At 54.3% G+C, this 17,550-nt stretch carries 14 protein-coding genes and 2 pseudogenes; 3 read left to right on the top strand and 13 right to left on the bottom strand.

Annotated features, from left to right (window positions below):
* Positions 1–1,123 precede the first annotated feature (1,123 nt).
* The 10 genes from GGQ73_RS16370 to GGQ73_RS16325 are packed head-to-tail and all read right to left on the bottom strand — an operon-like array spanning position 1,124 to position 10,452.
* Positions 1,124–2,104, bottom strand: a complete 981-nt coding sequence (locus GGQ73_RS16370) for an aldose 1-epimerase family protein (RefSeq protein WP_065657615.1) — start codon at positions 2,102–2,104, stop codon at positions 1,124–1,126.
* 58 nt (positions 2,105–2,162) lie between these two features.
* Positions 2,163–2,633, bottom strand: coding sequence for an NUDIX hydrolase (locus GGQ73_RS16365; protein ID WP_065657614.1), 471 nt, complete (start codon positions 2,631–2,633; stop codon positions 2,163–2,165).
* Positions 2,633–3,439 (bottom strand): inositol monophosphatase family protein, encoded by an 807-nt coding sequence (locus GGQ73_RS16360; RefSeq protein WP_065657613.1) that lies wholly within the window; start codon positions 3,437–3,439, stop codon positions 2,633–2,635. The genes GGQ73_RS16365 and GGQ73_RS16360 overlap by 1 nt, the downstream gene beginning before the upstream one ends.
* Positions 3,432–4,205 carry a glycerophosphodiester phosphodiesterase gene (locus GGQ73_RS16355; RefSeq protein WP_327786361.1) on the bottom strand — a complete coding sequence of 258 codons (774 nt, stop codon included), beginning with the start codon at positions 4,203–4,205 and terminating at the stop codon, positions 3,432–3,434. Before GGQ73_RS16355 ends, GGQ73_RS16360 begins: the two co-directional genes overlap by 8 nt.
* A gap of 45 nt (positions 4,206–4,250) precedes the next feature.
* Positions 4,251–5,117 carry an ABC transporter permease gene (locus GGQ73_RS16350; RefSeq protein WP_065657612.1) on the bottom strand — a complete coding sequence of 289 codons (867 nt, stop codon included), beginning with the start codon at positions 5,115–5,117 and terminating at the stop codon, positions 4,251–4,253.
* Between the two features lies 1 nt (position 5,118).
* Positions 5,119–6,036: an ABC transporter permease gene (locus tag GGQ73_RS16345; protein ID WP_012478154.1), complete on the bottom strand. Its 918-nt coding sequence runs from the start codon at positions 6,034–6,036 to the stop codon at positions 5,119–5,121.
* Positions 6,036–7,052: an oligopeptide/dipeptide ABC transporter ATP-binding protein gene (locus GGQ73_RS16340; protein ID WP_065657611.1), complete on the bottom strand. Its 1,017-nt coding sequence runs from the start codon at positions 7,050–7,052 to the stop codon at positions 6,036–6,038. Before GGQ73_RS16340 ends, GGQ73_RS16345 begins: the two co-directional genes overlap by 1 nt.
* On the bottom strand, positions 7,049–7,996 hold the full coding sequence (locus GGQ73_RS16335; protein ID WP_012478152.1) for an ABC transporter ATP-binding protein: 948 nt from the start codon (positions 7,994–7,996) through the stop codon (positions 7,049–7,051). The genes GGQ73_RS16340 and GGQ73_RS16335 overlap by 4 nt, the downstream gene beginning before the upstream one ends.
* Before the next feature lie 56 nt (positions 7,997–8,052).
* Positions 8,053–9,618, bottom strand: coding sequence for an ABC transporter substrate-binding protein (locus tag GGQ73_RS16330; protein ID WP_012478151.1), 1,566 nt, complete (start codon positions 9,616–9,618; stop codon positions 8,053–8,055).
* Positions 9,619–9,678: 60 nt separating this feature from the next.
* Entirely contained in the window at positions 9,679–10,452 is a 774-nt protein-coding gene (locus GGQ73_RS16325; protein WP_173994925.1) for a DeoR/GlpR family DNA-binding transcription regulator, read from the bottom strand.
* 461 nt (positions 10,453–10,913) lie between these two features.
* Between GGQ73_RS16325 and GGQ73_RS16320 the strand changes: the two are divergent.
* From GGQ73_RS16320 to traR, 3 genes and pseudogenes are all read left to right on the top strand, one after another.
* Positions 10,914–12,565 (top strand): annotated as a pseudogene (locus GGQ73_RS16320) (Na/Pi cotransporter family protein).
* Positions 12,566–12,617: 52 nt separating this feature from the next.
* Complete coding sequence (locus GGQ73_RS16315) at positions 12,618–12,926, top strand: hypothetical protein (RefSeq protein WP_065657609.1); 309 nt, start codon at positions 12,618–12,620, stop codon at positions 12,924–12,926.
* A 13-nt stretch (positions 12,927–12,939) separates the two neighbouring features.
* Positions 12,940–13,644 carry an autoinducer-binding transcriptional regulator TraR gene (gene traR, locus GGQ73_RS16310; RefSeq protein WP_173994923.1) on the top strand — a complete coding sequence of 235 codons (705 nt, stop codon included), beginning with the start codon at positions 12,940–12,942 and terminating at the stop codon, positions 13,642–13,644.
* A gap of 278 nt (positions 13,645–13,922) precedes the next feature.
* Here the strand turns inward: traR and GGQ73_RS23430 are convergent.
* The 3 genes and pseudogenes from GGQ73_RS23430 to GGQ73_RS16300 all read right to left on the bottom strand — a co-directional run.
* Positions 13,923–14,191 (bottom strand): annotated as a pseudogene (locus tag GGQ73_RS23430) (transposase); the annotation flags it as partial.
* A 167-nt stretch (positions 14,192–14,358) separates the two neighbouring features.
* The gene (gene tsaA, locus GGQ73_RS16305; protein ID WP_032489521.1) at positions 14,359–14,850 is read right to left on the bottom strand and encodes a tRNA (N6-threonylcarbamoyladenosine(37)-N6)-methyltransferase TrmO; all 492 of its coding nucleotides are present in this window, start codon (positions 14,848–14,850) and stop codon (positions 14,359–14,361) included.
* 1,037 nt (positions 14,851–15,887) lie between these two features.
* Positions 15,888–16,520 carry an HAD family hydrolase gene (locus GGQ73_RS16300; protein WP_065657607.1) on the bottom strand — a complete coding sequence of 211 codons (633 nt, stop codon included), beginning with the start codon at positions 16,518–16,520 and terminating at the stop codon, positions 15,888–15,890.
* Positions 16,521–17,550 lie beyond the last annotated feature (1,030 nt).

The raw sequence follows: 17,550 nt of genomic DNA, 5'->3' as shown, positions 1-17,550 counted from the left end.
AGATCGGACATATTCGGCCGTATGCACCGTTCACTTGCTTTGTAATTTGACATGGGACTATGTATTGTTTTCAGACATTTATCTTATATTATAATGTATTGCGAAATTATTTCAGCAGATAAAATTCGAAATAATTTCATTCGACAATTGCCCAGAATAATTTACGGTCTTATCGGTACATAATACATCGTCGCGCTCTTAACTGAATTATGAGCAATTTTATTAAATCAAGATGCCTTCTAGTGGGACCTGTTAGGTATTCATGACGGGCCTAACCTATTTCGTCTTACAATCACCATTAAAGTATTTACTCGTTGATGCGAATAAACTTCAATTCAGGCTCAAAGTCGATAAAATGGCATGATTGCCTCGGTCCGCTTTTGATTCAGAGAAACAAAAGTTTCTCTCTCGCTGATTGATTTTGTGTTTCTTTCATAGGCTCAGATTGCAGTACGGGTCATTCCACTGTCTCGCGGCTTCCCGCTGACAAAACGGAAGGCGGAAATCCCGCATACGGCTATACTAAATGCCATAAACACGTGTTCAGTAAGTTCAAAAACTGACGGCGATTTCACACCCAGTAAGGCCACAACGCCCGCACTTTTCATAGTCATATATATTCCTGCAGCCGTTATCCTTTTTCGATAATCGTAGGTGCCCTGAACCGCGTTCGAAAATGGAGTTTACACTGCCATATATCCTGCCGCTGCTGCAGAGGTGCGGTAAGTCGATTTCAGTGAACGCTGGGAAACAATTTGGCGATTGCCAGTTTATTTGTCAGGCGCTTGTCACCGTGGACCTCAATCTGCCCGTCGAGGATGGAACCAAGCCATTCGCTGTGTTATTCTTCACGTTCGTCTGGTTCCGTCCTCGTGTCTAGCAAATTCCCTTCAACTGAGATGCAGCATGGCAAAGCGCGGTGATAAAGACTATCTTTTCGACCCGCTGCGATGTCCGGAATTTTGTGCGACCACTTCCGTAAAATTTTTGGAAGAACCGATGCCGGGGACTATGCCCACGAGACGACATGGTTGATCAGACCGGGCATGACTTTGAGGCGCCCCTCCTCTTTTTCACGCGGATGGTTTCAGCTCGAGGAAAAGGTCGTCACTGTCGCCAAGCTTCAAGCGCCCTCATAGGAGCCAAACACCAATCCGATCGTATAGTTGCAGCTCTCCCCCGGCTGCAGGAGTGGACGGTCTTCTGCGATGTCGGTACGAGGCTCGACGCCAAGGGCGTACATACCTGATTGATACGCTCGCCAGATCGCCAGCCTGTTCAGGTGCGTTCGGCTGAACGATAAGCCCACAGATACATCGAGCGCCGGGTTTGAGAGCATGATGGGATCGGACCAGGGAATATCGCGACTATCTACAGAATCCACGCGCTCACCGTATTTGTCATTTGGCAGAGGTTGCTCAACCAGCATTTTTGCCGCGAGAAGTTCAGGTAGACCTGTGAACTCCAGGTTCTCATCAAGAAACGGATACCCCAAATTCAGGTGGTAGATCATCGCGTGATGGGACGGGACGAAGCCTCGATTGGTAACCACATCATCGATCACTATTTCAGAGGCAAATATCCCAAGTGTTACGCGCCGCCGCAATTCGAGTGTCTCACCAAATACACTTGCCTGCCTGACGATGCCCTCACAAAAGATTTCCTCGCTGCCCTGGTCGACCCCATATCCCACCAACCGCGCTTTCTCGGTGGAGATCCTACCGTGCTGCGGCATTTTTCTCGTTTTAAGATGGGGGTGTCCGTAGTGCGAAATATCCGTTTCGCGCGGGCGGCTGACGTGGTCAAGTCCGCAGGTCACCATGAAGCCATCGAAGTTGCGCAGGAACCCCCACCCGTCCTCCGAGCCGGGATCAGACGGAGGAAACCGCATTTGTGCCGGCGAATTCCAGCCGATGTTCACGCCCTTGAAAGAAAGACTGGAGACATCAAATCCTCTGTCGACGGCAATCTCGAATGAAATCCCCTTCGCGTTCCGGGCAATGAGTAGTCTTTGACCTCGCGCGGGACCATCCTCGAGCGTCACCAGTCGAATGTCCGCAACCCCTCTCAAATCCGGGGTCTTTCTCAACAGATTGATATCCATAGTATCCTCGATCGCGTCGCTCGCTGAGATTGTCAGAAGTTCCGACTGGCCGGCGACGCTAAACGTCGGCGTTCTGGCCGCCCAAATTGAAGAGAAGCTGCTGGAGTCCGGGTTCATTTACTGCCAGAGCGGCATCCGCTGGTGAACACCACCTTTTGCGGCGTTGGCCCTTCTCAGGGAACTCGTCTTCGACCTCCGAAACCATCAGCAGATAAACCTGAACGAGACAGGGAAGAACCTCATCCAGAGAGATCTTCTTATCGTAGGTGTAGTGGCCAAGAGGCAACTTGCTGACACGCCCTCTGACCCCTGCCTCTTCCCACGCTTCCTGTTTAGCAACCTGATGCGGCTTCTTCTTACTCATCGGCCAACCTTTGGGTATTACCCAACGGCCGGTATCTCGGCTCGTGATGAGGAGAACCTCAACGTCACCGGGGGCGAGGTCGGCCGATCGCGTACAAAGTGCCGCGTATTGGTCGACCTTCGCGCCGAGTGGTGTTTGACATATTCTGGTGGCATCACGCCGCATTAGGCAGCAACCGCCACTTTCTGGAGCAGTGGTCTTACTTTCTCCAGAAAAGTGTCGCTTCCACAAGCAAAACGGAGCTTCTGCGGTAGTTCGGTTCTGTCCCAGTCAATCGTATGCGAGACGCCAAGATTGCCGAGTATCGGCAACGCCGCCATCACATCCCAGGTCGAATCGCCCAACGACACATAGCCATCGGTTTCACCCATCGCCACCTCGATGAGAGACAACGTTGCCGAACCGCAGCAGCGGAAGCTGATACGAAGATCATCGGAGATGAAGCGAACAACTTCGAGCCGGTCTTCGGTCGCCACCGACGGATGAAGACCAACTCCCATTGAAGCCCGGGAAAGATCGAGCGGAGGAATTGGTTGCAAGGGCTTGTCGTTCAATTGCGTCTCGACGTCCCTGCCGCCAGTCAGCATCAAATCTCGCACGGGGGCGTAGATCACACCAAAGACCGGCCGACGGTGTTCATAAAGTCCGATGGAAATCGCCCAGTTCTGGCCGCCACGAACAAAATTGAACGTCCCATCTATAGGATCGATGACCCAGGTCCGTCCGGACGTTCCATTGATCTCGCCACCTTCCTCGCCATAGACGCCGTCTTCCGGAAAAGATCTCTTGAGATTGGCGATTAGGAATTCTTCGACCTGCCTGTCAGCTTCCGTCACGAGATCAAGATGGCCCTTTTTCTCGACAGGCAAATCAGCGAGCTTGCGGAAATACTGAAGGGCGAGTGCGCCCGCTTTTCTCGCAATCTCTTCTACGATGGCCTCTACCGTGTGCCCCGTATGCAAATCAGCCATTGGCTTCGTCCTTGAGCCGCGCGGCCTGCGACACATCGTTGCTGATGAGCTGATCAAGCTGACCTTCGCGAATCCAGCGAACGACGTCGGCTTCGATATCGACGCCGTACGTCTTGAGACTCTTCAGTTTGCTCGGGGGTGGAACGTGGAGGAAAGTCGCAATCCCGCCGTCATGGAGCTGGATTGCTTCTCCGCTTGGAAAATGGTGGATCTCAAGGTTGATGGCATCAACGTTGGCTTCGCGTGCGATGGCGGCCGGATCGAGAAGGCGCGAATGCGACAAGCCGACAGTCGGCACCTCTGGAATAGATTTCTTCAGAGCCCGGAGCTGGACAAAGTCGAAGGACGAGAACTGCAGCAGGTCAGCACAATCGAGTTCATCGATGATCGCCCGGAGCTTCGGGAAGAACACGTCGTCATGACCATAGGTCTTCAGCTCAAGCTGATAGATGATGTTGTGCTCGCGGGCGAAGTGCAGCGCGTCCCTGAGGCGTGGAATTCGCTCGTCTCTAAACTCCTCGCCGAACCATCGGCCGGCACTCAAGGCGGCAATCTCGGAATAGGCCATGTTGCAGATCAGGCCATTGCCGTCGGTGGTCCGATCGACGGTTTCATCGTGTATCAGGACCAGTTCACCGTCACTGGTAATGCGCAGGTCAGTTTCGCAGGTCACGCCGGGTCCGGCAAACTCGCGGGCCGCGCGAAACGCAGCATACGTATTTTCCGGCGCGCCTTCGCTATGGCCGCGATGGCCAGCGACGCGCATTGTCTTTGGCGTCATTCTCAGCGGGTTCATTTTGTTTCCTTTCGTTTAACGGAGCCGCGCATCGAAGCGGTCACGCAGATAGTCGCCGAGCAGGCTGATCGACAGGGTTGTCAACACGATTACCGCGCCCGGAAACGCAGCCAGCCACCAGGCGATAGCGAGATAGTTACGGCCGTCAGCGACCATCAATCCGAGACTCGTGGCCGGGGGCTGGATGCCGAGACCGAGAAAGCTCAAACCGCTTTCGAGAAGAATGATTTCCGGGAAATTGACAGTGAATTGTACGATGAGCGGCCCCGCAATGTTCGGCAGCATGTGACGCAAGTAGATTCGCATCGGCGGCACGCCAACGATCCGTGCCGCCTCCGCATACCCTTCCTCTTTCGCGCTCAGCACGAGCCCCCGGGTCAAGCGCGCATAGCGTTCCCAGTTCGCGAACCCGACCAGAAAAACAAACAACAGTGGGCTCGACCCGAAGATTGCGAGAATACCTAATGCGACGATGATGAATGGAACAGATGCCATGGCGTCGGAAAAACCCATGATCGCATTATCGATCCACCCGCCGAAATGGGCGGCGATCAGCCCCAGGCATGTGCCGATCAGGGCGCAAATAAGCGATCCGACGACCGCGATCATCAGGGTCGTCTGGGTTGCAACCAAGAGATTGCTGACAACGTCTCGGCCAAGGTAGTCGGTCCCGAGCATATGAGCTACCGACACAAACGGCTTGGCAAACCGGGCCAGCGGGTCCTGATGGAGGTAATCATAGGGTGCTGCCCACCGCGCCGTGATGCCGATGATTACGACGATGGCAATCCAGGCACAGCACAGTCCAATGATGACCGGCATACGATGAAAGGGAGCCCACACGGTGCTCTTCAACGAGCGTGAAGCTGTCGCTGTCGTCATGTCAGTGCTTCCTGATTTTGGGGTTGAGAACCGCGTAGAGGACATCGACGGTCAGGTTGATCGTCACCATAAATGCCGTGAAGAGCAGGATCATTGCCTGAACGACCGACAGGTCGCCGCTGCTGGTTGCCGCGACGAAACCGCTGCCGAGCCCCGGCCACGCAAACACTGGTTCGATCAGAACGGCGCCGCCCAGCAGTCCACCAGCGGTGAAGCCGAGCGTGGTCACCATAGGTATCGCCGCGTTTGGCAAAGCATGGCGGAGTATGATTTCCCAGTTTGGGATGCCGTCAGCGCGAGCCGCAGCGATGTAAGGTTGGCCAAGAACATCGATCAGGGTCGAGCGCATGAACCGCGCAATGGCGGCGGCATTGAACAAAGCAAATGTCGCGACCGGCAGGATCACGTGGTTCCATGACGAACTTCCCGAGCTCGGGAGCACCCGCAGCCAGACAGCGAATACAAAGACAAACACAAGACCCAGCAGAAAGTTGGGAATGCTGTAGCCGAGTACAGCGCCTGCCATGACGCCCTTGTCAACAGCGGACTCCCGCCGAACCGCAGCAAGGATGCCGGCTGGAATTCCGATCAACATGCTAAGAACAAAGGCCGAGACCGTAAGAAGCAGCGTTTTCGGGATTCGCTCACTGACGACATCGAAGACGTCTCGGCCATCGGCGTATGAAGTCCCGAAATCGCCTCTCAATGCGTTAACGACGTAAATCAGGTATTGCTCGACAATAGACCGATCGAGCCCCCACTTGGTCCGGAAGGCGGCCAACGCCTCGGGGCTCGCAGTGTCAGGCAACATCTGTTGCGCGGCATCTCCGCTTAAGCGCAGAACAACAAAAACAAGCGTTACGGTGAATACAAGCACAATGACAGCCCGGACCAGGCGGGCAAAAATGAATGCCACCATTAGGCAATCTCCTTCTGCTGCGAGTCTGCCGGCAAGGAAGCGATTGATCGAGGGAACTCTTCAGCCCTATGGCATGCCACCTGCTGGTCCCCGACCGATCGAAGTGCTGGCGTCTCATTCGTGCATCTGTCGATAGCAAACGGACAGCGCGAACGGAAAGCACAGCCCTGACCGGCTTTCGTTATGTCCAACTCACCCTTGATCGGCGGTTCGACGTTGCGCACAGTCGGGTCCATGGTAGGGACAGATGCAAGTAGCGCACGTGTGTAAGGATGACGCGGCCATTGGTAGACCGACCTGATATCACCCGTCTCGACGACGCACCCCAGATACATCACCGCAATCCGGTCAACGAGATGACGAACAATGCGTAGGTCGTGGGTAATAAAGACGTAGGCAAGATCTAAGTCACGCCAGAGTTCCCGCAGCAGCGCCACAACCTGCGCCTGAACGGAGACATCTAGAGCGGATACGGCTTCATCGAAGACGACCAGCTTCGGATCAAGGATGAGAGCCCGAGCGATAACGACGCGCTGTCTTTGGCCGCCAGACATCTGGTGCGGATAGCGGTCCATCATTACGCTCGACAGGCCGACCCGCTCAAGCATGGCCGCAGCCCGCTCATAGGCAACCGCTCGGTCCGTCACGTGATGGACAATAAGGCCCTCGGCAATCTGCTCGCCGATGGTCATCTGCGGATTCAAAGCCGACAAGGGGTTCTGTTGAACGAGCGATGTGTGTATGCGGAAGTTCTTCCAGTCCTGAGCAGTCCGTTCCTTGTGGTTCACGCCTTCGAACCAGATGTCACCGCTCGTTGGCGGTGTCAGGCCGAGGAGAAGTCTGCCGAGTGTCGATTTGCCACTTCCGGATTCCCCGACAATTCCGAGCCTCTCGCGGGGCGCCAGTTCCAGATTGATCTTCCTGGAAGCAAACAGGCTGGTCGACTTCGAGAAAAAGCCGGTCTTCTGACCGAAGGCCTTCGACAAGTCGCGTGTCTTGAGGAGGGGCGCGCTCATGCAGCCACCGGATGATAACAGGCCGCTTCATGCGCGAAGCCGACATTCGCAGGCGCCGGAAACCGCGTCGAACATTCTGCCGTCGCTCGCAAACAGCGCGGATGGAAATAACAGCCCTGGGGAAGGTTATCGAGTAGCGGTACAGATCCGGGGATCGGGACCGGCGGTTCGAGATCGTCCGCCTCGATACTCGGCATGCATTCGATCAGAGCGCGAGCATACGGATGGGCCGGTCTTTCAAACAATTCCGCAACGGGCGCCGTCTCGACGATTTTTCCGCAGTACATCACTGCCGCCCTATCGGCGAGACGCGCGATAACACCTAGATCGTGGGATACAATAATCAGCGCCATGCCGGTCTCGGCTTTCAGTTCTTCGAGCAGATGAAGGATCTGTGCCTGCATCGTCACATCGAGCGCCGTCGTCGGCTCGTCGGCGATCAAAAGTTGGGGCTTTGCTGCCAGAGCATGGGCGATCATAACGCGCTGGTTCATGCCGCCGGAGAATTGATGCGGGTAGGATCGCAGCCGGCTTTTGGCCCGATCGATACCGACACGCTCAAGAAGCCGCATCGCTTCCAGCCGAGCATCAATGCCTTTCAGACCCTGGTGGCGGTAAAGGGCGGACTCCAGGTAGTAGCCGATCGTGTGGACCGGGTTCAGGCTGCTTGTCGGGTCCTGAAAGATCATCGCGATCGTCGGCTTGCCGGATTTGGCGGACGCCGTCCGGTTCGCTCCGAATTCGATTGATCCGCCGGTTTTCGCAATTCCCCGCGGAAGCATGTTGCCCACCGCGTAGCACGTCATGCTTTTTCCACAACCAGACTCGCCAACGAGCCCCAGCGTCTGGCCGGCTTCCAAAGAGAAACTGACACCGTCGATAATCCGGATATTGCGGGCCGGCACCTCGACCACGAGATCACGAACATTCAACAAAGTAGACATTTCATCCTCCCTGAGCGGTGCGCACGGATGCGCACCGCCATCTCGTTGGATTGTTGTTATTTGAAATTGAGGTTTCCGCGGAATTCCATGGTCTCGAATGAAACAGGACTCCACTGGACGTCTTTGCGTGCAGCGTAGACATCGTAAGGCTGATACATCAGGACAGCAGGAGCTTCGTCCTCGAAGATATCACGAAGGCGGTTGAAGGCTGCGGAACGCTCTTCGCCATCCTTCAGCTGGGCCACCTGGTCGCAGAGGTTGTTGAACTCTGCAGGTGCCTTCCAACCCCAGCGCTTCTGGACACCGCGGCCAGGACCAAATTCCGATACCATCGTTGTGAGGCCGTCCGTCAGCCACTGGCCGTTCGACCAGTTGCGGATTAGAATGTCGGAGTCCTTGGGTGTCGTCCCCGGCGCAAAGATCTTCGGCACGACGGTGATGCCGGCGGCTTTCCACATCTCAATCATCATCATCAACGCGGGGACAGCGTTGGCGTAATAGTTGCCCATCGTATGATAGGTGATCGGGGTGCCGTCGTAACCGCTTTCCTTGACAAGACGCTTGGCCTCTTTGAGGTTGAATTCCATAGGCTTCCGCTTCGGGTCGTAAGTCGCGCCGTAATGCGGGAAATTAAAGCCGTTCGGTATGGAAGCCTTATTCTTCCACAAAGCCTCGACGATAAGCGGCCGATTGACAGCAAGCGCCAGAGCACGACGCAAAGTCTTGTTCTGGAAGATTGGCTGGTTCATGTTGAACGTGAACATATGGAGGTTCTCGATCAGCGTGCCACGCGTTTCGAGGTCAGAGTAGCCGTCAACCAACGCCATGTCGTCCGGCGTCAACGTCGTGATGATGTCATACTCACCACTGATCAGACCGGCCACGCGCGTGGCTGGCTCCGCTACGACCTGGTAAGTGATTGTCGAGGCCGTAGGCTTATCGCCCCAGTAACCGTCATTCGCTTCCAACGTCACATGATCGTTAGCGACAAGCTCCCTGAACTTGTATGGCCCTGTGCCGATCGGCTTGTTACCGAAGGCAACTGCACCGAGGCTCTTGTAATACTCCTTCGGGACGATCGGGCCGAGCCAGGAGCCGAGATATTTCTCGATGAGATAGGACGGCGTCTTGGTACGCAAAACGACGGTGTACTTGTCTTCCACGACCGGCTCGTCCCAGTTGGGAGAAAAATTTCGGCCATTCGGAACCGTCTTGATCGCTTCGTCACCCCACAGCCGCTCAGAAGAGAAGGTGAACGCAACATCTTCCGCCGTCATCTCGGCGCCGTTGTGAAATTTGACGCCTTGCCGAAGCTTGAACCGGATGGACTTGTCGTCAATCCGTTCGAAGCTTTCAGCGAGTGCCGGCACAAGCTTGATATTGTTGCCTTTGGCACCATCCGCAAAATAGTCGCGCCGGATCAAGGCATCAAAAATCTGGTTGATGATACGCGGGCCGGTGTTGCTAATGCCGTTGATCGGCTCCAGCGACGGAGGTAGCCCATTTACACCGATGCGCAACGCGCGACGATCCGCGGCAGATGCAAAATTTCCGCCTGCGGTTGACGCGAGAGCTATCGCCCCGGCGCCCATCATAAAACTTCTGCGACTGGTCTTACGCATCTGGTTGTCCTCTCCCTGCTCTTTCTAAAGAGTGTTTGTGCGATTGCGCGGACTTCGAACCTAGTTCGCGATGACGAGCTTCTTCCGCAGCTTTTCCGGTACTGTCTCAATGATGCTTCTGGCGCCGGCATCGGTGACGATGACCCCGACGTCCTCTATCCTGGCGGTCACCGAGAGGCTTGATTTCGTGAACTTTGAATGATCCGCAACGACAATGACGCGGCTTGCGACCTCAATCATCGCCTTCTGGACGCTCGCGTTCAGTGGCGACGCCGTACAGATCAATCCCCGATCCAGATCGATCGAGCTGGCATTGAGGATCAGCTTGTCGACATTGAATTGTCGGATGAACTGCTCGGCGAGCGGACCTCTGAAGGACCGGTTGGTTTCGGTATATTCCCCGCCGACTGAATAGACGTTTTTCGTTTCGCCTCGGATCAGTTCGGCAACGATGTCTGTGCCGTTCGAGATCAGCGTCAGGCCAGCGCGCCCGGAAATATGCTTTGCGACCTCCAAGGCAGTGGTACCGGCATCAAGCAGAACAGCGTCGCCGTCCTTTATCATCGCCGCGGCCGCCGCAGCGATCACCGCTTTTTCGGCCTGATGCGAAACGGCGCGAGCCGCGTTCGGCTTGTCTTGAGCGACTTGGGAAACGCTGACTGCTCCGCCGTGTGTCCGGCGCAAAAGACCGGCCTCATGGAGTTCACTCAGATCCCTCCGGGCGGTCGCCACTGATATCTCGAAGTGGTCGGTTAGCTTGCCGATGGACAGAAACTGTTCGCCTCGCAACAGCTCGACGATTTTAGCCTGGCGGTCCTGCGTCGAGTTGAACACAACACTTCCCTTTCACCCAAGAATGATCTATATCGCTCACATTATGAGCGTTATCGTTCTTCGTCAAATGAAAGTTTGATGACGGTTTTGTTGCGTTGCAACAGAGTACTACAGCGTATAAGATTTCCCCGCCGAGCTTTAACACAGCCGCGTCCGCCCTGTAAGCGATTGGTCGAGTGAGCGAAACCGCTCATTCGTTACTTAGGCCAAATGGGCCCCTGCGCCTGTTTTGCCTGAGATGAACTTTGGGAGAGTGCCTATGCCACGTGCACGATTGATTGAAGCTGAACGGCCTCGAACTTCTGGACCTCCAGCAAATTCTTCCTGTATGCGAGGCGGCGCAGGCGGGAGGCCGGTGGGCAGCTTTCCTCCCAGCTCGCCCACCGGTTCAATGTCTCCACGCCCCGGGTTCTCTTCGACAATAGTCCCTACCAAACCGGCTTAGACTGAGGACGGCGGCGTTGGAGTCGACAATCGTCATGATCAACCTGTTCGGGGCAGTTGCTCTGCTGCTGTTCGGCCTTTCGCAGGTCAAGGAAGGAGCGTCCCGGACGCTTGGTTCCAAGCTTCGCACCGGTCTCGCAACCGGAACAAGGAGCAGCACACGATCATTTCTTGCAGGCTTTGTCGCGACCGTAGCACTGCAGAGTTCTACGGCCACAGCGCTGATGGTCTCTTCATTTGTTGAGCGAGAACTGATCAAGCCGCGCATGGCGCAGGTCGTGCTGCTGGCAGCCAATGTCGGCACCGCAGTAACAGCATGGATCGTTGCTACCGGAATCGAATGGGTTTCGCCTGTCTTGCTTGCTGTGGGAATCATTCTTTATCGAGGCGGAACAACGTCGCGTCAGGGCGCTGGAACCGCCCTTATCGGTATTGCGCTGATGTTGCTTTCTCTTCATCTTCTCAGTCCAGCGACCGAGCCGCTGCGCCATTCAGCAGCGCTTGCGGCCTTCATCGGGCTCCTCGACAACGCATGGCCGGTCGCCATTATCCTCTCGGCGGCGATTGCCCTTGCATCGTCCTCAAGCCTCGCTGCGGTCGTTCTTATCCTGTCGATGGCGTCTACCGGCATTCTATCCGGCGGCCTTGTCGTTGCATTGGTTCTAGGGGCCAGTTTGGGTGGCGCTGTTCCGCCGGTGATTGCCGCATTGTCGGGATCGGTAGCCGCCCGGCGTGTGACGCTCGGTAACTTGCTCGTACGGGCCATTGGCTGCGTCGTTACCCTTCCCGGAGCGGGAATTCTCGCCGACTGGCTGTCCATGTTACCCCTGCCCTACTCCGAGCTTCCCGTCGATGCGTACCTGGCCTTCAACATCGCCCTCGCGTTGCTCAGATGGCCCTTTTCGCGGCTCATCGCACGGTGGATGACCATTCTAATCCCTGATAAGGCCCAGACGGAAAACGGTCCAAAATTTCTCGACGCCGACGAACTGTCGACACCGATCGTGGCCCTCACCAGTGCTACACGCGAGGTGCTTGGTGTCGGAGATCTGATCGAAAGAATGCTTTTGAAAGTCTCTGATGCTTTTGAGCAGAATAACGCATCGAGGCTAAAGGATATTTCTCAGATCGAACATCAGGTCGACCGGTTGCAACAGGAGGTCAAGGTCTACCTTTCCAAACTTGGTCGGTCCGGATTGTCAGAAGACGAAGGGCGCCGTTCGATCGTCATCATCGACTACGCCACAAACCTCGAACACATCGGCGACATCATAGAGAAAGGTCTCTTGCAGGCGGTAACCAAGAAGATCGGGCACGGCCTCAAGTTCTCCGATGACGGCTTTGTCGAGCTTCAGCAGTTTTTCCAGCTGACCATAGACAATCTCAGGATCGCACAGACGATCTTCGTCACCCGCATGTCAACCTTGCCCGCCAACTCATGGAACGCAAGATCGAGGTGCGCCAGATGGAGAAACGATCTTCCGAGCGTCACCTTGAGCGGTTGCGTCACGGACGCGCCGACAGCCTGCAAACCAGTTCGCTTCATCTCGACATCCTGCGCGATCTCAAACGGATCAACGCCCACCTCGTATCCGTCGCCCATCCGATCATGGACGAACAAGGACTGCTCGGTGAAAGCCGTATCATTGCTCGCGACTCGATAACCTGACCTACACTGGATCAATACGCCTCGTACCCACGCAAACCATCGGAAGTTCAAAATGAAGAACAAAGTACAGCTATTCGCCTATGTCGACCGGTTAAGTGGTGGAGGCTTTCCGAACCTCAAGACCTTGATAGAGAGCAAGTTTGCTGGCTTGTTTGGTGGTCTTTATGCCCTCCCCGCTTTTGCCACGATAGATTTTTCCAACGCCGGTTTTCATCCCATAGATCATACGACGGTCGATCCCCGACTGGGAAGATGGCGGGACGTGCGACGCTTTGGCCGACCTGATTTGGAACACTCCACATCGCTCCCGATCGGCAGCTGTCGGACAAACAATGACGACAAGGATAATGGCAACGATTAGACGGAGATGAAGAATGCAACACTGGCTGGACAAGCTGACGGATCTTGCCGCGATCGAAGGCGATGAATGCATCCTGAAGACGGGGCTGGCGGATATCGCAGAGCATTTCGGCTTCACAGGTTATGCCTATCTCCATATCCAGCACAGGCATATCACTGCCGTGACCAACTATCATCGCGAGTGGCAATCAACCTATTTCGACAAGAAGTTAGTGGCTCTCGATCCGGTCGTCAAACGCGCAAGGTCCAGGAAGCACATCTTTACCTGGTCGGGCGAGCAGGAACGACCGTCGCTGTCGAGAGACGAGCGTTCTTTCTATGCTCGCGCAGCCGATTTCGGCATCCGCTCCGGCATCACCATACCCATCAGGACTGCCAACGGCTCGATGTCGATGTTCACGCTGGCATCGGATAAGCCGGTGATTGATCTGGATCGGGAAATCGATGCAGTTGCAGCGGCATCAACCATCGGGCAGATCCATGCCCGCATCTCATACCTTCGCACCACGCCTACGGCAGAAGATGCCGCATGGCTCGATCCGAAGGAGGCGTCTTATCTCCGATGGATCGCCGTTGGCATGACGATGGAGGAGATCGCTGACGTCGAAGGGGTCAAGTACAACAGCGTCCGTGTCAAACTTCGCGAAGCCATGAAACGCTTCGACGTCCACTCCAAGGCGCATCTGATAGCGCTGGCAATCCGACGAAAACTCATTTGAAAGTCAACGCAACAATCGCGACGTGACACGGTGATCGCAATACGCTTAGGTTGTCCAGTTATGTCTCGAAAAAGAGTCGGCGATGAGCCGGGTTGCGTCACACGGAAGGAGGGCTGTGGCCGCGTAATCCTTTGGCACTTGTGGCAGGTCAACTTCTCCCATACCGTCTGGATGCCTGCCCACTGACGCAGGATCACTTCCAACTCTCGGTTATGTCCTCAATACGCTTTGACAGTTGGGCGGAGCCGCAGCGGGCGCGTGGAGTGACGACGAGGACGGCCACGAACTGTCGTGCTATCGATTATGTGTGCCAGTCATCCGTCAGCCCAAGTTCGAACAAGGTCTCAAGGAGAGCGTCCCAAATACCCCGTTCGGCCCAATGGCAGAAGCGTACATAAACGGAATACCATTTTCCGTGGCGCTCATGCATGTCGCGTCAGGGACAACCGGGCCGGAGAACATGCAGCATGCCGTTCAGATACTGCCGATTATCGTGCGACGGTCGAGACTTTCTACCGCGTTCGTTGGGCAGTAGCGCCTCGATGATCCATCATTCCATATCCGTGAGGTCCCCGCGAGCCGAAACTGCCTCCTCAAAGGCAGTCATGAATCCCGCTTCTGGTGACCACTTTGTCATCAGAGCCTAAACCATCGGAAATGCCTTTCGCGACCGGCTGATTTTTCTGTGGAAGGAAGAGTGGTACATCGTGCCAGTCAGACGGCAGGAATCGAGAACCTTTTCCTCACCGGGGCTAGCGGCTTTGATAGCGAGCGGTCCGGTTTTATATCCAACAGCGGTGTTCCATCCAGGCAATCAAGACCACGTACAACAATCGAGTTCCCAGATACCCTCTCCACTTTCACAATCGATGTTCCGATCGGATTGGGCCTCACAGGTGCTCGTAGGGAGAAAGCACCGTGAATCTCTCCATCGTCAGCGGGACTTAGTAGGACGATATCGCGTGGTGACTGGTGCAACCAATATAGAACCTCAAGTTGCGAATACGCCTCGACCCCCTTTAGCGCCACGGCCCACGGTTCTGAAATTTCAAGTGTGCATAGTGGCCCGGATTCACTGCCCTGCCGAGGAGTGTCAGCTCGACTTTTCCAAGGGGTCCGGATCTTTCCAACAAAGAAAAGCGATGCGTCGCCTTCTTCGGGTAGCGTGACCGCGACTTCGTTTGTTCGCAATCTGGTTGAGTGCATGACAGCTCCTGCCAAGTCTAGTGAGCCAACAGATATCGCTTCGCTCGCAGAATCTTGTAAGAGGTGAGTTAACGGGTTATTTCAGGTTCGCCGCATTTGATTTCAGTTGTAACATGCTTCTGCCGAGGCAGGCTGTGCGGCATTGCGGTACTCAACCCGCACCGCTCGGCAACGATGACCCCAGATAATCCCGTCTCGCGCAAACGAAAGGGTGCCGTGACAGCCGTTCAAAGCTGATCACTTCGTTGGCTTAGAATATGCGCGGTAACGCCGACAAGGTGTCGTCATTTAACGCTGGAGACCACCAGGTTGACCCCACGCCCGTTGAAGCTTGTTAGAATTTCCGCGCGGCGTAAGGAAAACTAAGGCTTCTTTTTAAGCATCGTTGACAAGGCAAAAACCAGTAATCCCATTATCCAAAAAAATGAGAACTCCGTATAGAACTGACAAAAATATGTATCTCCTGAATCTTCACTATAAAGAGTGAGCAAAATTTTATATAGTGGAAAATATATAAATCCTGGAGTGAAAATTATCGCGGCGTAGACAAGCATTTTTTTGGTCGACGTTTTCATGTTTGCCTCATTCGGCTGCAAGACGCGATAGGTAATTATCGATAGCAAGAGATTCGTTTCGTTAATAAACTTGGATTAAACACAGCAGTGTTAACGTGCTACGTAGGCCGTTTCCCAGTGGATCAGTATCGCGGCGCCGGACAAGAGAACAATCATCAGACTGCTCATCAATTGGTTCTCGTGGACATGCATCTGGCCCAGTCTATGTTGAAGACGCCGCCTAATTCAGTCGACATTTAATCGCGCGCTACACATGGCGTCGAAATGCTTAAGTGCCCGCTTCGACGTAGGCATCCGTTGAATGCCGCAGTCCAGGCTCTTGATCGTGCATGTTATGCTTCTGAAGCAAGGCTAGGGCACGTTGAACGACTGATGGCATCCGCTTTCAGCCCTTCCCGACATATGTGCGGCAATTTCAATGTGAATATGATGTAGTAGAGCTACGAGCGTAGCTCTCCTTCTTTAGAGAGGTTTCAAGTCTATTAGATCCTCAATATCTTCTAGAATGTGCGTGGGATTGCTGCACGCCAAAGCCTCTCTCTTAGCATAACCCCACGTAACTCCCGCGGAGGCAACGTTTTGACTCATCGCTGCCTCAATATCACGTACCTCATCTCCGACAAGAAGCACTTCATTCCGGGACCTTTCAAACCGACGAAGTATCTTATTGATCCTTTTGCCCTTCCCAAATATTGGCGAGCTGCCCTCTATATAAGCAAAGTATCTCTCCAATGGCCCGAGCACGCGCTGAATATTTTCAACGCTGTTCGAACTTAAGATTGCAAGCTCGACCCCTTGATCTTGGAGGAGAAACAAGACCTTTTCTGTCCTAGGGAACATATCGAACGTGGCTTCGCGAGCCAGTTTACGCAAGTCTCTCACGATCAGAGGAATGCGCCACACCGGTACTCTCATCCACTTCAGAACCTGGCAAACTGAAAGGCCCCGCAGATATTCAATCTGAGTGTCGCTGGGCGATACGAATCGGTGACGTTCGGACATTTCCCTCAGAGCGCGTATCATCCAGGCGCCGCTGTCGGCCAATGTACCATCAAAATCAAATATAATTAGCTTATAAGCATCATTTTTAGCCATTCATACTTTCCATATTTCGTATGCACGCCATATTTCCATCAAAAATATATCAGGAATACTAGGGTTGTTCCTGTTGGCGGCGATCTCGCTTCAGGTCTATCACTCCCTGAATGCTGGTTAAACAGAAACTGTGTTTCAACGGTAACATTCGCGATCGGTTTGCTGCCGGGGTATGCTGGGAGCGACATCCCTCGTTACTCAACGCTAACGAATTAAATCACACGGCTAAGAAGTATCTGGTGAGTCAACGCGCACCACCTTTGTGACGGCGCGCTAGGCCAAAGACGGAATTTGCAGCAGTTCGACCATCAAATCGAGCACGCCATCTTTCGACCCCTCATGCGAACTCGGTGGAACAAAGGAGACCGACCAACTTAACGAACGTTTGGAACGCCGGCGAAGTATGTAGCCTTGCTTTTTGTTTCTGCTCGGAACCTGCCAAAATAAATTCAGTGTTTCAGTTGAAACGCGGTTTTTTCCAACATGCATTGCTAGGACTGCTCAATGCACCAATATGCCGACCCAGAAAGAGGGCCAAGCATTGATGTGCAAATTTCTTGAAGCAGCAAAAAGCCTGTTGATGAGACCATGGCGGGTGTCCGTCAAACGGGAAAGGTCATCAAACTCTTCTTCGTGCACGATTGTGTATATCTGTGAGGCAGAGTTGCAGGTAAGAGATTGCGTGCAATTATGCATTGATCGAAAAGTCGACTATTTGATAGTCGAAAAATTTAGCCACCATCGTTTTGATAGACATTCTGTTTTTGTCCGCGGGTATCGCGAGCTTTGCATTGAGGTCGAATTTGCTGACCTTCTCGTTATTGTTCGTGACTTTTATGACAACGGATTTGACGTCCAAGACGTTTGATTAGGTGCACCGACAGATCGCGTTCCTTAAGGAGATCGATCAACATATAGAGCGAAGTCTTAGCCGTCTCAATTCTTGCGCTGGGTACTATGGCCGACCGCGGCGGAAGGCAAGTATGCCCATCATCAAGTCCGCCATCCACGTTCCATCACAACTTTCGCC

This window comes from Rhizobium skierniewicense (genome assembly GCF_014196515.1).
Taxonomy (GTDB): Bacteria; Pseudomonadota; Alphaproteobacteria; order Rhizobiales; family Rhizobiaceae; genus Agrobacterium; species Agrobacterium skierniewicense.
Note: the sequence above shows the minus strand (reverse complement) of the source record. Positions and strands in the feature narration are given on the sequence as shown.

Bases quoted from the DNA above. Each gene is read 5' to 3' on its own strand.
- GGQ73_RS16340 (WP_065657611.1), bottom strand. From the start codon at position 7,052: ATGAGCGCGCCCCTCCTCAAGACACGCGACTTGTCGAAGGCCTTCGGT.
- GGQ73_RS16345 (WP_012478154.1), bottom strand. From the start codon at position 6,036: ATGGTGGCATTCATTTTTGCCCGCCTGGTCCGGGCTGTCATTGTGCTT.
- GGQ73_RS16330 (WP_012478151.1), bottom strand. From the start codon at position 9,618: ATGCGTAAGACCAGTCGCAGAAGTTTTATGATGGGCGCCGGGGCGATA.
- GGQ73_RS16355 (WP_327786361.1), bottom strand. From the start codon at position 4,205: ATGCGCGTCGCTGGCCATCGCGGCCATAGCGAAGGCGCGCCGGAAAAT.
- GGQ73_RS16300 (WP_065657607.1), bottom strand. From the start codon at position 16,520: ATGGCTAAAAATGATGCTTATAAGCTAATTATATTTGATTTTGATGGT.
- GGQ73_RS16365 (WP_065657614.1), bottom strand. From the start codon at position 2,633: ATGCGGCGTGATGCCACCAGAATATGTCAAACACCACTCGGCGCGAAG.
- tsaA (WP_032489521.1), bottom strand. From the start codon at position 14,850: ATGCACTCAACCAGATTGCGAACAAACGAAGTCGCGGTCACGCTACCC.
- GGQ73_RS16335 (WP_012478152.1), bottom strand. From the start codon at position 7,996: ATGTCTACTTTGTTGAATGTTCGTGATCTCGTGGTCGAGGTGCCGGCC.
- GGQ73_RS16350 (WP_065657612.1), bottom strand. From the start codon at position 5,117: ATGACGACAGCGACAGCTTCACGCTCGTTGAAGAGCACCGTGTGGGCT.
- GGQ73_RS16360 (WP_065657613.1), bottom strand. From the start codon at position 3,439: ATGGCTGATTTGCATACGGGGCACACGGTAGAGGCCATCGTAGAAGAG.
- traR (WP_173994923.1), top strand. From the start codon at position 12,940: ATGCAACACTGGCTGGACAAGCTGACGGATCTTGCCGCGATCGAAGGC.
- GGQ73_RS16315 (WP_065657609.1), top strand. From the start codon at position 12,618: ATGAAGAACAAAGTACAGCTATTCGCCTATGTCGACCGGTTAAGTGGT.
- GGQ73_RS16370 (WP_065657615.1), bottom strand. From the start codon at position 2,104: ATGGATATCAATCTGTTGAGAAAGACCCCGGATTTGAGAGGGGTTGCG.